General features: G+C 36.9%; 14 protein-coding genes and 1 pseudogene. 7 read left to right on the top strand and 8 right to left on the bottom strand.

Annotated elements, in window-relative coordinates; genetic code table 11:
- The 5 genes and pseudogenes from prmA to PGN18_RS20715 form a co-directional block, all read left to right on the top strand.
- On the top strand, nt 1-720 hold a 720-nt coding region (gene prmA / locus PGN18_RS20735; protein WP_335321486.1), incomplete at its 5' end, for a 50S ribosomal protein L11 methyltransferase.
- Between the two features lie 185 nt (nt 721-905).
- Nucleotides 906-2259: pseudogene (locus tag PGN18_RS20730) on the top strand (UDP-N-acetylmuramate--L-alanine ligase).
- A gap of 77 nt (nt 2260-2336) precedes the next feature.
- The gene (locus PGN18_RS20725; RefSeq protein ID WP_335321485.1) at nt 2337-2663 is read left to right on the top strand and encodes a helix-turn-helix domain-containing protein; all 327 of its coding nucleotides are present in this window, start codon (nt 2337-2339) and stop codon (nt 2661-2663) included.
- Nucleotides 2664-2782: 119 nt separating this feature from the next.
- A complete protein-coding gene (locus tag PGN18_RS20720) occupies nt 2783-3262 on the top strand; it encodes an Lrp/AsnC family transcriptional regulator (protein WP_335321484.1) in 480 nt (159 codons plus the stop codon).
- A 4-nt stretch (nt 3263-3266) separates the two neighbouring features.
- Entirely contained in the window at nt 3267-4196 is a 930-nt protein-coding gene (locus PGN18_RS20715) for an EamA family transporter (protein WP_335321483.1), read from the top strand.
- Between the two features lie 535 nt (nt 4197-4731).
- On the opposite strand, the gene PGN18_RS20710 is transcribed toward PGN18_RS20715, so the two are convergent.
- From PGN18_RS20710 to PGN18_RS20690, 5 genes are all read right to left on the bottom strand, one after another.
- Nucleotides 4732-5607, bottom strand: coding sequence for a GNAT family N-acetyltransferase (locus PGN18_RS20710; protein ID WP_335321482.1), 876 nt, complete (start codon nt 5605-5607; stop codon nt 4732-4734).
- Nucleotides 5608-5925: 318 nt separating this feature from the next.
- Nucleotides 5926-6117, bottom strand: a complete 192-nt coding sequence (locus tag PGN18_RS20705; protein ID WP_335321481.1) for a hypothetical protein — start codon at nt 6115-6117, stop codon at nt 5926-5928.
- 87 nt (nt 6118-6204) lie between these two features.
- A complete protein-coding gene (scpB, locus tag PGN18_RS20700) occupies nt 6205-6771 on the bottom strand; it encodes an SMC-Scp complex subunit ScpB (protein ID WP_335321480.1) in 567 nt (188 codons plus the stop codon).
- Between the two features lie 251 nt (nt 6772-7022).
- A complete protein-coding gene (locus PGN18_RS20695; RefSeq protein WP_335321479.1) occupies nt 7023-10028 on the bottom strand; it encodes a ligand-binding sensor domain-containing protein in 3006 nt (1001 codons plus the stop codon).
- A complete protein-coding gene (locus PGN18_RS20690; RefSeq protein WP_335321478.1) occupies nt 10018-10803 on the bottom strand; it encodes a LytR/AlgR family response regulator transcription factor in 786 nt (261 codons plus the stop codon). Before PGN18_RS20690 ends, PGN18_RS20695 begins: the two co-directional genes overlap by 11 nt.
- Before the next feature lie 124 nt (nt 10804-10927).
- On the opposite strand from PGN18_RS20690, the gene PGN18_RS20685 reads away from it, so the two are divergent.
- Both PGN18_RS20685 and PGN18_RS20680 read left to right on the top strand, forming a co-directional pair.
- Complete coding sequence (locus PGN18_RS20685; RefSeq protein WP_335321477.1) at nt 10928-11662, top strand: ferritin-like domain-containing protein; 735 nt, start codon at nt 10928-10930, stop codon at nt 11660-11662.
- A gap of 18 nt (nt 11663-11680) precedes the next feature.
- Complete coding sequence (locus tag PGN18_RS20680) at nt 11681-12595, top strand: ferritin-like domain-containing protein (RefSeq protein ID WP_335321476.1); 915 nt, start codon at nt 11681-11683, stop codon at nt 12593-12595.
- Between the two features lie 511 nt (nt 12596-13106).
- On the opposite strand, the gene PGN18_RS20675 is transcribed toward PGN18_RS20680, so the two are convergent.
- From PGN18_RS20675 to PGN18_RS20665, 3 genes are all read right to left on the bottom strand, one after another.
- Nucleotides 13107-14231 carry a CofH family radical SAM protein gene (locus PGN18_RS20675; protein ID WP_335321475.1) on the bottom strand — a complete coding sequence of 375 codons (1125 nt, stop codon included), beginning with the start codon at nt 14229-14231 and terminating at the stop codon, nt 13107-13109.
- A gap of 63 nt (nt 14232-14294) precedes the next feature.
- Nucleotides 14295-14912, bottom strand: coding sequence for a hypothetical protein (locus tag PGN18_RS20670; protein WP_335321474.1), 618 nt, complete (start codon nt 14910-14912; stop codon nt 14295-14297).
- Complete coding sequence (locus PGN18_RS20665) at nt 14909-15538, bottom strand: hypothetical protein (RefSeq protein WP_335321473.1); 630 nt, start codon at nt 15536-15538, stop codon at nt 14909-14911. Before PGN18_RS20665 ends, PGN18_RS20670 begins: the two co-directional genes overlap by 4 nt.
- Nucleotides 15539-15564: the final 26 nt, after the last annotated feature.

Below are 15564 nucleotides of genomic sequence, written 5' to 3'. Positions count from 1 at the left end.
ACAGCTTTCATCATCAAGGATAATTTTAACGAGCAAAGGTTAAAAGATCTATTGGAAAGTTATAGCGAAGAATTTGCAACAGGTTATAGTTTGGAAGATGTTGCTGACGAAAACTGGAATGCCGAATGGGAAAAGAATTTTAGTCCGCTGATTATTGACGATGTGTGTTATGTAAGGGCAACCTTTCACGAGCCACAACCATCATATCCTTATGAGATTGTGATCGATCCTAAAATGGCTTTCGGCACAGGTCACCATCAAACCACCACCATGATGATGCAGTATATTTTGGCTGCTGATTTAAAAGATAAAAACATCCTGGATATGGGCTGCGGAACCGGAATTTTAGCTATTCTGGCGGCAAAGCTAGGCGCTAAAAGTTTAATGGCTATTGATTATGATGATATCTGTTACGAGAGTACGATAGAAAATGCCGCGCTTAATCATGTAGCTCATTTACAGGCTCTTTGCGGTAGTAAAGAAGTTATTCCTGATGATGAGTATGACGTTATTTTTGCCAATATTAATAGGAATATCCTTTTAGATCAGATCCACCGTTATGCGGAGGTGTTAAAAAACGAAGGAAAAATTTTCTTCAGCGGTTTTTATTTAGATCCTGATTTAGGAATGATTACCGCTGAATGCGCGAAATACGGAATAAAATACGTTGATCATAAACAGAATGGCGATTGGGTAGCAGCACAGTTTGAGAAAAGGTAGCAGGCTTAAGGTATGAGGTTGAAGGCTTAAGGTATAAGGTTGAAGGTTTAGGGTGGAGGCTTAGGTAAGGTTTAGGGATAGGTTTATGAAGTAGTTTTGTTTCCATATCTCATATTTCTTCTCTCAAATCCTATATCTCAAATCTAGCCTCTCACATCTAAAATCTCCTTTAAAATAAAAAAAATATGCGTATACATTTTATCGCAATCGGTGGGAGTGCGATGCACAACCTGGCCATTGCCTTACATAAAAAAAGGTTATCAAATTTCAGGTTCCGATGATGTGATTTTTGAACCAGCAAAATCACGTTTGGAAAAATATGGTTTATTGCCGGCTGAAATGGGTTGGGATGAAAATCGCATTTCAAATGATCTGGATGCGGTAATTTTGGGCATGCATGCCCGTATCGATAATCCGGAATTGTTGAAAGCACAGGAACTAGGTGTTAAAATCTATTCTTATCCTGAATATATTTACGAGCAGAGCAAAAATAAACTGCGTGTAGTAATTGGTGGCAGTCATGGTAAAACAACAATTACCAGCATGATTTTACATGTGCTAAATTATTATAAACGCGATTTCGATTACCTGGTTGGTGCACAACTGGCTGGTTTCGAAACCATGGTAAAGGTTACCGAAGAAGCGCCTGTTATGATTATTGAGGGGGATGAATATCTATCTTCACCAATCGATAGAAGACCAAAATTTCATCTTTATAAAGCAAATGTGGCAGTAATCAGCGGCATTGCCTGGGATCATATCAATGTTTTTCCAACCTATGCCGATTATACCCTGCAGTTTGATAAGTTTATTGATACGATAGAAACAAAAGGTACATTGATTTACTGTGAGGCCGATGCAGATCTGAATGAAATTGTATTGAATTCAAAAGCTGATGTTACAAAAATTGGTTATGCTATCCCTGAACACGAAATCAGAAATGGTACAACTTACCTGCTTCCTGAAGAAACGGCATTAAAGATCTTTGGTGATCATAACCTGATGAACCTGAATGCGGCCAAATTGGTTTGTAAACAATTAGCCATCAGTGAAACCGATTTTGATAAAGCTATCGCATCATTTACTGGTGCTGCTAAACGTTTAGAGGTTATTTCTTCTGATGAGTCAATCAATGTTTACAAGGATTTTGCACACTCACCATCAAAACTAAAAGCTACTATAGATGCTGTTAAAGCTCAATATACCAACCGTAAATTAGTAGCTTGTATCGAATTACATACTTTTAGTAGTTTGAACAAGGATTTTCTGAAAGAATATACAGGTGCGATGGATAAAGCTGACGAGGCCATTGTGTTTATCGATATTAAATCTTTCGAACAAAAACGCATGGAGCCTTTTTCTGAAGATGATGTGCAACAGGCTTTTGCCAATCCAAAACTGAAGTTTTTTAATGATGCAGCAAAGCTTAAAGGTTATTTGTTAAGCTTAAATTATAAAGATGCCAATTTATTAATGATGAGTTCTGGCAACTATGCAGGGTTCGATCTGCCTGAACTGGCGGCTGCTTTAAAGAAATAGACATAAGATATTAGATGTGAGATTTGAGAAGGATTCAGTCTCAGATCTCAAGTCTAATATCTCAAATCTAAAAAAGGATGAAAAGCATTGGAGATCATATCAAACAAACTAGATTGTCCCTGGGGTTAAGCCAGGCTGATGCTGCTAAAAAATTAAATATCTCTACGCCGGCTTTCTGTAAAATAGAAACCGGACAAACCGACATCAATATCTCCCGTTTACTCCAGATTTCCAAAACGTTTAAGGTTCCTGTAATACAATTAATTACCGGGCAATCAGCAGTATCAGAATCAGACACCTCGAAAGAACTCATTGCGCTTAAAAAAGAGTTGATCGAAAAGGATGAAGAAATTAATAAACTCCGGAAAAAGGTGATTGATCTATATGATAAACTTGGAATGTAAAATTCTGTGCATTGTTTGTTTAACCGACTAATTATCATAATAAAGTTATTAAATAGAATAAAATTCATTTTTATTTAAATTATTATGATTTTTATTCTGAATATTTAAAGCTTGAATGAATGGTAATCGAAAATAACTTTAGTTTGGATCATATTGATCTGGCTATACTCAAATTGATGCAGGATAATGCCCGGATCTCGAATGTAGATTTAGCGAAGGCATTGGATCTTGTTCCGTCAGCAGTGCTGGAGCGTGTAAAGAAGCTCGAAAAAAAGAACGTTATTACCGGTTACAATGCCCAGGTAAATCCTGTTGCAGTTGACTTAAAACTGTTAGCTTTTATCTCCATGAAATCTTCGCAAAGCTTCAGTTGTAATGATACCGCAAACGAATTGGCAAAAATTCCTGATGTGCAGGAAGTACATGTAATCGCAGGTGATGATTGTTTTCTGGTTAAAGTAAGAACCACCGATTCCGCATCATTAATGGCTTTGTTGCGCGATGAATTTAGCAAGGTACCCAATATTTTATCGGTTAAAACCACGATAGTACTGGAAACTGTGAAAGAGCAACAAAAATTAGTAATTCCCGGAAAATAAGGAGATGACAGAATTAAATAAAAAAGCTTCTCCGGTAATGGTTTACCTGGCTTTTGCTATCGTATATATAGTTTGGGGCTCAACCTATTTTTTTATTCAAAAAGCCCTGGCTGGTTTTCCACCTTTCATTTTAGGTGCATTCCGTTTTTCTATTGCAGGCATGCTGATGTTAACCTGGTGCAAGCTCAAAGGAGAAGACATTTTCAATCTTAAAACCATCAAGATTGCTACGATAAGCGGCATTTTAATGTTGGGTTTGGGTAATGGAATCGTAATTTGGGTAGAGCAGTTTATTCCAAGCGGTTTAGTGGCTATTATGGTGGCTTCTGCAGCCATATGGTTTGTTATTTTAGATAAATCGCATTGGAAAGAAAACCTAAGTAATAGATACATCGTTTCAGGACTGGTTATTGGCTTTTTGGGCGTAGTGCTTTTATTTGGCGATCAGATTGTACAGGCACTTGACAAACCCCAGAGTGACCTGCAGATTGTAGGTATGGTATTGCTTGTTTTCGGACCGATAGCATGGGCCGGAGGATCACTTTATTCAAAATATCATCCTACTAATGATAGTTCCGTTTCCGCTAATACCGGCTGGCAGATGTTGATGGCCAGTTTGGCTTTTTTACCCGGAGGATTTTTAAAATCTGAATTTAAATTGCTTAATTGGGCAAGTATACCGCTTGACGCCTGGCTATCTATTTTTTACCTGATCTTCTTTGGTTCCATTGCCGCATTTAGTGCTTATGTGTGGTTGCTTAAAGTACGTCCGGCTACACAGGTGAGTACCTATGCTTATGTTAATCCCGTTGTTGCGGTATTGTTGAGTTTAACATTTACTAATGAAGTGATTGGCTTAACACAAGTGATTGGATTAGTCATAATTTTAGGCAGTGTACTGCTGATTAATTTGCCGAAGTATAAAAATACATAAAATATTCTCTAATAATATAGTCCTTGTTTGCAGCGAGGATTAAATCAGTGACGCATTTAATAAGAGGTTTTACGGCGCTAAAATGGCCATTCCTCTCCATCATAGCGTTTTTTGAGAATCTGTAAACAAAAGAAAAAGGTTCGTGGAGACACGAACCTCAGCAAGTAGAATGCGATGCGGTAAAGCTAGCAAACTTCACGATACTCCGAATACGATGCCATGGAACAGAATCCATTAATCGAATTGTCATTCCCGCCCACGTGGGCATCTTAAAGTGTTTGTACAAGATTATTCATAAAACTTCCTTGTTTCATATGTATTCATGAGCACGCTGTGTTTCCCACTCAAGTTGAGAATGACGATCTCTCAAGGAATATTATCTAAACAAAATTAATCTGTTAATCCTATTTTTTCTCATGCAATAGACCATCCCTCAGCAGAAAAATCCACCATGTAACCAGTATTTCAGTGAACCAGTAAAAAAAGAAACGGCTCGTGGACACACGAACCTTGGCAGGTGTTGAATCTGTTAAGTTTAAAATATCTTCCGCATGGTTAAATGCTTTTTGCCAAAGGTTGCACCTGTAGCTTTATGTATCGCAATCATCTGCTCGTTAAAATCACCTACCCAACTTAATTCGAGCTCTTTGTATTGGTTTTTAGGTAATACATATTCGCCTAAGCGGATAAAAAGTACCGATTCTAAACCATGTTTTTGAAATTTAGGTTTAGTGCCCATCACAATCGCCCTCATGCGGGTAACGCCCACCCAGCGGCGGTATGCAAACTTTAATTTTTCAATTAAACCCAGTTTTCCATTAAAACCTTTTATCATTTGGTTTGCATCAGGAATTAATACAACAAAAGATGCCGGTTCGCCATTAAAGTAAGCAAACTGAATCAGATGTTCATCCATAATGGGCTCCATACTTTTAAAACTCTCTTCGAGGGTTTCCCTTTTAATAGGAACAAAGTTTTCGAAATTCTGCCAGCCATCGTTGTAAATTTCCATCAAATCGTTAATGTATTTGCTGGAATTGGCTTTACTGAAATATTCGAAAGTGTAGCCTGGTTTATTTCTTACCCAATTGGCAATTTTTGTAAAACGTTCCGGAAAGGGTATGGTAAGATTAATATGATTGGTTAACTGCTCATACTCGGTAACAAAACCATATTTCTTGAAAAATTTCTGATAATATGGAAAGTTATAGTTCATGCCGAATGAAGGAGGGGTGAAGCCTTCAACCAATAAGCCCCAGAAACTATCGTTTTCACCAAAATTAATCGGACCGTCCATCGCTTTCATACCGTTTTCGGCTAACCAGTTTTTAGCCGTATCGAATAAAAGAAAGGCAGCCTTTTCATCATCAATACATTCAAAAAAAACCCATACCGCCTGTCGGTTGGTCATAATGGTATGCTTTTTTTCTCGTTTACAAAAGCTGCTACACGGCCAATCAGCTTTCCTGCATCATCCCTTAATATCCAACGTGTACATTTTCCGTGTGTAAAAAAAAGTATTCTTTTCAGGATTGAAAACATTTTCAACTTCGCTATCCAGGGGACAGATCCAGTTTTTATCGTTTTTATATAAAAGTTTTGGAGTATTTAGGAAATCTTTTTTTAATGATGAATTGCTAACGGATATCACTTGCATGGGCATATTTTAAAATTAAAAAGCATCCTACCAAGCGGGCGGATGCTTTTTCAAATATATGTTTTTTAACTATTAATAATCGTCGTCGTCGTCGTCAAAATTATCGAAGTTGTCAAGATCATCTAACGGCATGTCAAAATCATCATCGTCATCATCTTGAGGCTTCTTTTTTGTTGTTTCAATATCGTCATCTTCAAAATCATCATCTTCGTCTACCTGTTTCTTGGCAGTCGGTTTAGTTGGGAGTTTCTTTGGCGCTGTCATAACACAAAAATAAAAATTGCTTTTATAGTTTAAAAATACAAAAAAACTTTTTTTAATAACAACCTGTGAATAAATAAATTAATTTATTTACGCTATATTTTCTCCTACAGAATTTTGCTCTTTAACGATATCCTTTAACTGTGGAAGCTGCTTTAAGCTATTTAAACCAAAGTAATCCATAAACAAAGTGCTGGTGCTGTAAAGAATAGGTCGGCCCGGAGTTTCCGCCTTTCCATCGATACTGATCAGCTCTTTTTCTAGTAGGCGTTGTACTGAATAATCAGAATTTACGCCTCTGATCTGTTCAATTTCCAACTTGGTTATGGGCTGGCGATAGGCAATAATCGCCAGGGTTTCCATCGCAGCCTGACTTAATTTTTTCTTCGAGCGATGTAACTGCAGTTGATTTACCGTTTCATGATAATCTTTTTTGGTTAAAAATTGATAGCCATTGTTTAAAAATACCAATTCGATAGCTAAATCATCCTGGCTATATTTTTCCTTAATTTTCTTTATACTTTCAAACACCTGTGTCTCGGTAAATTCCTCATTGAAAACTGCATTTAGGGCAAGTATGATTTCTTGTGTACCGATACTTTGACTGGAAGAAAATATAAGGGCTTCAATGTGCCTGGTAATATTATGGTTGGGCATACACAAAAATAAAATTTTTGACATAAAAAAAGCGGTCTCGCTTTTAAAAAACAAGACCGCTTTCAACACACAAATGAAACCTGAATTAAGATATAGTTTTAGGTTAGGTTATTAAATATCTATATCAATTCTATAAGAACGTCTTTGATAAACACTATCGTTTATTTCTAACACAAGTTTAAGGCTAAACAGGGTTCGATCAAGATTCTATTTAGTGAGTGGTATTAATAATTGAGTAAACGGTAAATTATCTATTTTAAAGGTATGGATATAGATACTGTTGTACCATTTGTAGCATTTTGCCTTACATTTAAGTGTATTGGTTTTGCTCCAATCTGACCTAAAAGATGTAATCTTTCTTTGGTTAGCTGCATACCTTTGCTGATATGCGTTTCCTTTTTATCCTTTAAAGAGTTGTCTATACCGATCCCATCGTCAATAATTTCGATGTTGAGATAAAATTCATCCATAAGTTTAATATTGATCAGGATTTTGCCACCAGTTTCCTTGGGCATAATGCCATGCCATATTGCATTTTCTACATAAGGTTGCAACAACATGGATGGGATAAAGGTTTCTTCTTTGTCGATATCTTCATCCACATTAAAAATATAGGATAATTTATCACCAAAACGGTTCTTTTCCAGTTTCAGATAGAGATTTAGGTATTCTAGTTCTTCTTCCAGTGAGATATAACTTTTGGTACAAATTTCCAAATTTTTCCTGATCAATCTGGCAAAGCCAGTTAGAACCTTATTAGCCGAGGCCGTATTCTGCGTATTAATATAATGTTGGATGGAGTTCATTACATTAAACACAAAATGGGGGTTCATCATGGCCTGAAGCGCCTGTTGTTCTAACATGAGCACTTTGTTTTTTAATAACAGTTGCGCTTGTTCCTTGTCTTTTTGCTTACGGGTAATGTAAACAGCTACCTTGTAAAAAATATAAGCCACAAGCAATATTAAAATGGATAAAAACCATAGGCTTTGCCAAAAGTGACCTCTTATGGTAAAGGCAATTTTTGCAGATTCACCCCAATTACCGTTTTGGCTTTTTGCACTTACTTCAAACACATAATCGCCTGATTGTAGTGATGAAAAATCCAAACGCCTTGTACGTGTTTCTATCCAGGGCGAATTTTCATTTAAGCGGTAACGGTAGGTAATATCACTGGTGGTAAAATCTACAGCACTAAAGGTAAAAAGTATGGTATTGTTACCTGTTTCAAAAGTAAAATTGTCCTGGTCAACAGGTAAACGTTCGTTATCTTTAATGATAGATGTGACATATACCTTAGGAAGGTTTTTAACAATATTTTTATTGTTGTATTTAAATAAAATCAAGCCTTTGTTTGTGGCGAAGTAAGCCGTGCTGTCATCAATATACAAACTGTTAATATCATCGCTTAAAAGGTCTTTTCCATAGTCAAAATTGGCTACATTAAGCTTATTTGGATAGTTGGCTATTTTGTTAACACCTTTATTGGTTAATACCCATATTTCGTTGTTTTTGATGAAGACTTTGGTGCAGATGTTATTCGTTAAGCCCTCTTTTTGGGTAATCTGCCGGGTGATCTGGTTATTTCTATAAAAAATTAACCCATATCCATCAGTAGCGAGAATCAATGTGCCATCAGCAAGCTGTTGTATATCATTGATCCTTTTGGTCAGCAGGGGATGATTTTCATAATGCTTAACCAGTTTCCCTTTCGAAAATTGAGAAAGTCCGTTAACGTTTGAAAACCATAAATTGCCTTCTCGATCATAGAAAACATGGTATGATCTATCTTTAAAAAAATCTTCTTTTTCGCGGTATTTTGCAGCGTTAAACTCAAATTTATTTCTTCTGTCTGATAAAAAAACAACACCAGATGATAGGGCCAGGGCAAGGTGATCGTTATTTTCGGCAATGCTGAAGTGTTTGATCACGAACATCGAGTTATTAGATTCCTTTAGATAACTAACATCATTACTGCTGTCGTAGATATTTTTGAAAACACCCATTCCATAATCGGATGCGAAATATATAGATTGATCTTGTGGATCGAATGTAATCTGTTTGATGGTTTTATACTTTTTAAAATCGTCTAGCCCAATTTCATCAACCTGATAATTATTGATGGTTAGCACATCGATTACCGCATCATCGGTACCTAACCACAATCGGTTTTTCCCGTCTTTGGTGATGCTTTTGATCACATTGCTGCTCAGGCCAGATTCTGCATCAATAATTGATAGCCGGTTGTTAGCATTAGGCAGCATGTAAATGCCCTGATTGGTGGCAAACCACATGTTCTGACTATTGTCTTTGATAACCTGGTTAACCGAAATATCCTGCAGATATTGTACTGTTTTGCCACTTTTATCGAGAGCAAAAGCTCCATTGGCGTTTGACAGCCAAACCTCCTTGCTGCTAACGTCGTAATAAAAATATCCCGACATGTTTTTGATGAGGTTTTGCGGAATGGGAATAAGATCATTGACGCTTCCGTGCCTGTACTGTTTTAATCCGCCACTATCCAGGTAAAATAAAGATCTGTTGCCGCTATTTGAAGCTGTCATGTAGGAAAGGGGCTGCACCTTTGATTTAATCATGGAAAAGGTTTTTCCATTAAATTGTTGCAAGCTTAAATCGCTATATGCGAAGATATTACCTCGCTCATCTTCATGGATAAAAGCATTGATAAATTTATCCTTTTGATTTGGCGAAATATATCTTTTAATGGTTTTTCCATCCCAGCAAACAATTAGGTTGGCATTTGTTCCTAGCCAGATCCGGCCTGATTGATCGATTAAAAAGGAAACAATTACGGTATTGAAGTTGAGCTTTTTAAGGAGTTCATCATTACTCTGGTTATAAAACTTTCCTTCTTTTAAGTAGCTCAGCTGACCGTTCAGTGCAAAAAACCATAGCCGGCCATGTTTATCTTCTTTCATCTGGAGGATCTGCGTGTCGGGCAGACCATCTTCTATGGTAAAATTCTGAAAATTGGTGCCATCAAAACGGCTTAATCCATTATCCGTGGCAATCCAAATAAAACCCTTTTTATCTTGTAAAATGTAATAACAGTTATTGCTGGCAAGCCCGTTTTTGCTATTATAATGGGGGAGATAAGTAGTTTGCGAAAAAAGTTTTTGAGGTGCAATAAAACTCAGGGTCAAAAACAAAAAAGCAATAAAAAAACTGCTGAAACTTAGCTTCATAATAGCCTTTTGAGCCAATGGTTTTATTTTAATATGCTGTTTAATGGTCACTGTTTGCTTTGGTAAATAACTTTATTTTTTCAAAAAAATCGCTTGCCCTTCTTCTGGAAATATTAATGCTTTCTCCGTTTTTCAGGAACACCTGTAGTCCATTTTTAGAATTATATTCCTTTAAATGGTTAAGGTTAATGATACTTGATTTGTGAATCCTGACAAACTGATCCGTTGGTAATAATTCTTCGAACTCCCTTAAAACTTTAGAAACGGTAATTTTTTCGCGGTTGCTTAAATGTACAATAGAATAATTACTATCAGCTTCAATATAGATAATATCATCAATATCGATCATTTTAAAACCCTGACCATAAGGAAGCGTAAGTTTCCTGATTTCAGATCGAGAGCTTAAACTGGAAGCCAGATTATTGATTCTTTCATCATTTTCGTTCTGGCTTTTAAATAATTTGATGTGCTGCGAAACTTTGTCTACTGCTACTTTGAGTTCATCGATATCAATTGGTTTTAACAGATAATCAAGTGCATTTGCTTTTATTGCCTTTAATGCATATTGATCGTAGGCTGTAGTAAATATGACGGCGGCATGGTGTTTTTGCGCATCAGGAATCAATTCGAAGCCATTTCCTCCGGGCATCGCAATATCCAAAAAGATCAGATCAATAGGATGATGACCTAAAATATCTTTTGCCTCGGCTACAGATCTTGCAATACCGGTAATTTCTACCTGTTGGCAATTCTGCTGTAATAAAAAAAATAATGACGATCGTGCAAACTCCTCATCATCAACAATAATGGCCTTTAATGTAGTCATAGCTATAGTTGGTGAATGTATTAAAATGGTCTTACAAAAAAAAATGCAAATCAAAAAAACCAGTATACAAATTGTCACGTATGTATCATCAAACGTATTCAAAACCACTAAAACATAGATGACTATGAAAAACAATGAACTAGAAACAAAAAGCGAGCTTCAGGAGAAAAGTTTGTTTGACAAAACTGTGGGCAGAAGATCTTTTCTGCAGTATGCAGGTGCTGGTGCTGCAGGTATCGCTTTAGTTGCTGCGGGTTGTAGCAAAGACCGCGGTTATGATAACCCAACAATGAATGGTGCAACACTAGATTTCAAAGATGATTTCGGGGTATTAAATTATGCTTATGCTTTAGAGCAATTAGAAGCCGCATTTTATATTAAGGTTGCTAACAGCAATACTCAATTTACAGGAACAAATGCTGCTGCAAAAAAAGCGTATTTCCAGGATATCCAGTTTCATGAGATAGCACATAGAGAGTTTTTTAAAGCTGCTTTAGGTACAGCTGCAATTGGAAGTTTAGAGGTTGATTTTTCTTCAATTGATTTTACCAGCGAAGCAAGCGTTTTAGCTACAGCGATGGCTTTTGAAGATTTAGGTGTTGCTGCCTACAATGGCGCTGGTTCAAGACTAAAAACTGGCGCTTACTTATTGTTAGCAGGTAAAATTGTTTCAGTTGAAGCCCGTCACGCTGCTTATGTTCGTGATATCATCTCGAACGGATCGTTTGCAGATCTTAATAGCCTGGCTTCATTGGGCGCTAATAATTCAGGGGGGCTGGATGCAGCTTTAACACCAGATAAAGTTTTGGCTGTAGCTTCTAAATATATCAAAACCAAAATTAATGTAATCAATCTTTAAAACTTTAAACTAGAAATCATGAATATCGTAAATATATTAGAAGAAATTGAAAAAGTTGACGGTGAGGTTTATGAGCGTTTAAACCCGAGAAGAGCTGCCATGAAAAGCTTTTTCAACATCGGTAAAAAAATCTCTTTAGCTGCAATGCCGCTGGCTTTGGGTTCAATGTTTCAAAAAGCATATGGACAGTCTACTTTACCATCAGGTGTTGCTGACGTATTAAACTTCGCGTTGGCGTTGGAATATTTAGAATATCATTTTTACAACCACACTATTGTTGGTATAACAAAGAAAAATCAAGATGGTACTACTAACAACAGTGTAACCGATGTTACATTTGCATTTCCTAATGCGGCCAGTCAAGCTGCCATCACAACCATTCGTGATCATGAAAAGGCACACGTAGATTTATTGGTAGGCGCTTTGGGAAGTTCAGCACGTACACCAATTGCCTACGCTGATACCGATTTTAGGGCAGGTGGTGCATTTTCTACTGTATACTCTGATTATAACATCTTTTTAGCTGTAGCACAAGGTTTTGAAGATACTGGTGTTAGGGCATATAAAGGCCAGGCAGCGAATTTAATGGCTGCTCCAGGTGTATTGCAAACCGCACTTCAGATCCACTCTGTTGAAGCACGTCATGCTTCGCATATCCGTCAAATGCGTACTGCCGCTGGTTCTGCCGTTTATAAGCCTTGGGTTAGTCTTGGTGCTTCCGGTCAGGCAAACGATTCTGGTGTAGCTGCTGTTGATGCTGTTTATGCAGGTGAAGATTTAACCGTACAGGCAGGAGCAAACATTGTGGGTATTGGCGGTTTTTCAGGTATTACCAAAGCAGCTGCTGTAGAAAGTTTCGATGAGCCTTTAGATAAGGCAAGCGTGGTAACCATTGCCAACCTGTTTTTACAGCCAGGTAAAAAATTATCATAGTACACCAAAATATTGACATTATTGATTAGGTAATGTTTCGTTTAAGGTAGGGAGGTAGAACTTTGGTTTTACTTCCCTTTGTTTTATCAGTATATTAAGGATTATAAGATTTTAAGATTGATAAAAATCGACCTGTTTTGCCCTATTTGAAGATGATGCAATTAGAAATTTACTCCAACTAATCGGTTACTAACCTGTGTTGGATTAAAAATCTGGTTTTAAATGGCTCCTGTAAGATATTTCATCCAGAGTCGTCATCCTGAATTGATTTCAGGGTCGTTCAAGCTAAATAGATGCTGACTACGCAGTAGCTATAAGGCAATTGAAAACGATAGCGCTACTTGTAAAGTAAATCCGATCACTATTGAATCAGCATGACGAATAGAGCGAAATCAATCAGCTTTAAATCACTATTTTTAACCAATAATGATAGAATTCTGGTTGACATTAATTATCAATAACCGGCATTGCTATTTTTCATCAGCCATTCTCCATCTTACCTCTTACATTTTTAGTAAGTAATCACCTGCTCTTCTAAATGCTCTGGTAAATCCCTGTAATTGTATTTTTGTCCGCGTAACTGTGGCTCGAAACCAGCAGCTTTAATGGATTGTTGAATACCATTGGCTGTAAAACGGTGTGGTGCACCAGCTGCTGATACTACGTTTTCTTCAATCATGATGGACCCGAAATCATTTGCACCTGCATGCAAACACAATTGGGCAGTCGTTTTTCCAACGGTTAACCAGCTGGCCTGGATGTTTTTGATGTTTGGCAACATGATGCGGCTCAAGGCAATCATACGGATATATTCGTCTGCAGTTACGGTGTTGCTAATTCCTCGGAGTCTTTTTAATAAAGTACCATCGTCCTGGAAAGGCCATGGAATAAAGGCCAGAAATCCGTTTGCATCTGCTGGTTTTTCGCTCTGTACCTGACGGATCCAAACCAAATGCTCAAAACGCTCTTCAATGGTTTCTACATGGCCGAACATCATGGTTGCGGAAGTAGTGATATCTAATTGGTGACAGGCACGCATTACATCAAGCCATTCCTGTCCGCCGCATTTACCTTTAGAGATTAAACGCCTCACCCGATCATTTAATATTTCAGCACCGGCACCAGGCAAAGAATCCATTCCGGCCTCTTTGAGTGTTTTCAATACGTCGGTATGGCTCAAGCCTTCCAGTTTGGCTACGTGAGCGATTTCTGGTGGGCCTAAGGCATGAAGTTTTAGATCGGGATATAATTCTTTTAATTTTTTGAATAGATCCGCATAAAAAGCGAGGCCCAAATCAGGATGGTGGCCACCTTGCAAGAGGAGTTGATCGCCGCCTAGACGGAAAGTTTCTTCAATTTTAACCTTGTAGGTTTCAATGTCGGTAATATAAATTTCCTCATGGCCGGGCCTGCGGAAGAAATTACAAAATTTACAGTTTGCAATACAAACATTGGTGGTATTTACATTACGGTCGATCTGCCAGGTTACTTTGCCACTAGGCACTTGAATTTTTCTTAGCTCATTGGCTACAAACATCAATGATGCAGTATCGGCATGATGGTAGAGGTATACCCCTTCTTCTTGCGTTAAAAAATCAAAATGTAATGCCCGCTGCAGTAAATCGGCTGTATTCATAAGGCAAAAATACTTGAAATAAGCATCACTATAATCACAGTTTTATAAAAAAACAGCGCAGCGTTAATTATTTTTAGTCGTATCAGCCTTACGTTTAAATAGGTTTAGCAAATCATTTCCCTGCTTTTTTATTTCATCTAAACGTTTTTTAGTGCTGTCGTTAACCTTTTTTAAGCCTTCATTAGCTTTTACCACATTGTTTTTAACAGTAGTTTGACCAACAGCAACTGCATCTGAAACCTGTTTAACCTTATTTTCACCAGTTGCAATAGCGCCTATAACCTGTTTTACCTTCTTATCAGCATTAACTTTAGTACTATCTATAAACTTCTCGGCTGCAGCGGCCACAGTGGTTGTATCCTTAGCTGGTTTGCCCAAAGAAGTATTTGCTTTGGCAAGCAATTGATCATCCTCTGCTTTTACAATACCCCCGTTAGCAGTATAATAGGTTTTGCTGTTTAAATAATTCGTTTTGGCGGTTTCTAACTGGAGTTTTGCAGCTGCTATTCTTGCCGTATCCTTACTTGCTACTGCTGCATCATAATTCAATTGGGCATCAGTTAGTGCAAGTGCCGCAGTTTCATAAGATTTAGTAAAATCAATTTTTTCTTCCTTTTTCGTGGCTGTGTTGCAAGCACTTAAACCTAAAGATAATAGACAGATTATAATTATATTTTTCATTTCGAAGTAGTAAATTGGTCAACTATTTTTTTTAAAGAAGTGGTTTCCTGTTCTTCTGTAATATTTCCACCAAGTCGTTCGATCTCTAAATTATTAATGCTTTTAGCAAATTCTAAATATTTTAAATACTGGTTAAGAATCTCAATTTTCGTTCCATTGTTGTTCTGTTCGGCATTGCCAAGATTTTTAACAAAAGTTTCCATATTATCTATACACACAATATAAGCTTGAAAAGCATTTGGTGTAAAGTAATCATTAACCAAATTATTTGTTGCAAGTTGTGGATATAACTTAGGCAGTTCAACAGGTGTTTTTTTAAGTGTTTCTGTCAAATTCAATCCGGCATTTGATGTATTTAAATACATTCCTTTGGTTTTCATCTGGCAATTTTCGATAGCTAAATTGGTAGTGTTTAATAGCTTAATCAGGTTATTCTTTTTATCGATGTTATCTAAAAAAGTATTTACAGATAGGGCAATAAATAATCCTGTAAAGGTAGAAATTAGTGAGATGATGAAACTGAAGGTATCGTTATTGTTTTTACGCCATTGGCTATCTCTTCTAAAATTGAGTAAAAAAAGACTTGTCGCCACTAAAACTAGCGATATCACGGTATAGGTGAGCATATTATTTGTTTAATTTTTTATAAAAA

Source organism: Pedobacter terrae, assembly GCF_036946585.1.
Classification (GTDB): Bacteria; Bacteroidota; Bacteroidia; order Sphingobacteriales; family Sphingobacteriaceae; genus Pedobacter; species Pedobacter terrae_C.
This window is presented reverse-complemented; position numbering and strand designations above follow the sequence as displayed.

Coding starts and splice junctions, on each gene's coding strand:
- PGN18_RS20725 (WP_335321485.1), top strand. CDS start 2,337: ATGAAAAGCATTGGAGATCATATCAAACAAACTAGATTGTCCCTGGGG.
- PGN18_RS20720 (WP_335321484.1), top strand. CDS start 2,783: ATGGTAATCGAAAATAACTTTAGTTTGGATCATATTGATCTGGCTATA.
- PGN18_RS20715 (WP_335321483.1), top strand. CDS start 3,267: ATGACAGAATTAAATAAAAAAGCTTCTCCGGTAATGGTTTACCTGGCT.
- PGN18_RS20710 (WP_335321482.1), bottom strand. CDS start 5,607: ATGACCAACCGACAGGCGGTATGGGTTTTTTTTGAATGTATTGATGAT.
- PGN18_RS20705 (WP_335321481.1), bottom strand. CDS start 6,117: ATGACAGCGCCAAAGAAACTCCCAACTAAACCGACTGCCAAGAAACAG.
- scpB (WP_335321480.1), bottom strand. CDS start 6,771: ATGCCCAACCATAATATTACCAGGCACATTGAAGCCCTTATATTTTCT.
- PGN18_RS20690 (WP_335321478.1), bottom strand. CDS start 10,803: ATGACTACATTAAAGGCCATTATTGTTGATGATGAGGAGTTTGCACGA.
- PGN18_RS20685 (WP_335321477.1), top strand. CDS start 10,928: ATGAAAAACAATGAACTAGAAACAAAAAGCGAGCTTCAGGAGAAAAGT.
- PGN18_RS20680 (WP_335321476.1), top strand. CDS start 11,681: ATGAATATCGTAAATATATTAGAAGAAATTGAAAAAGTTGACGGTGAG.
- PGN18_RS20675 (WP_335321475.1), bottom strand. CDS start 14,231: ATGAATACAGCCGATTTACTGCAGCGGGCATTACATTTTGATTTTTTA.
- PGN18_RS20670 (WP_335321474.1), bottom strand. CDS start 14,912: ATGAAAAATATAATTATAATCTGTCTATTATCTTTAGGTTTAAGTGCT.
- PGN18_RS20665 (WP_335321473.1), bottom strand. CDS start 15,538: ATGCTCACCTATACCGTGATATCGCTAGTTTTAGTGGCGACAAGTCTT.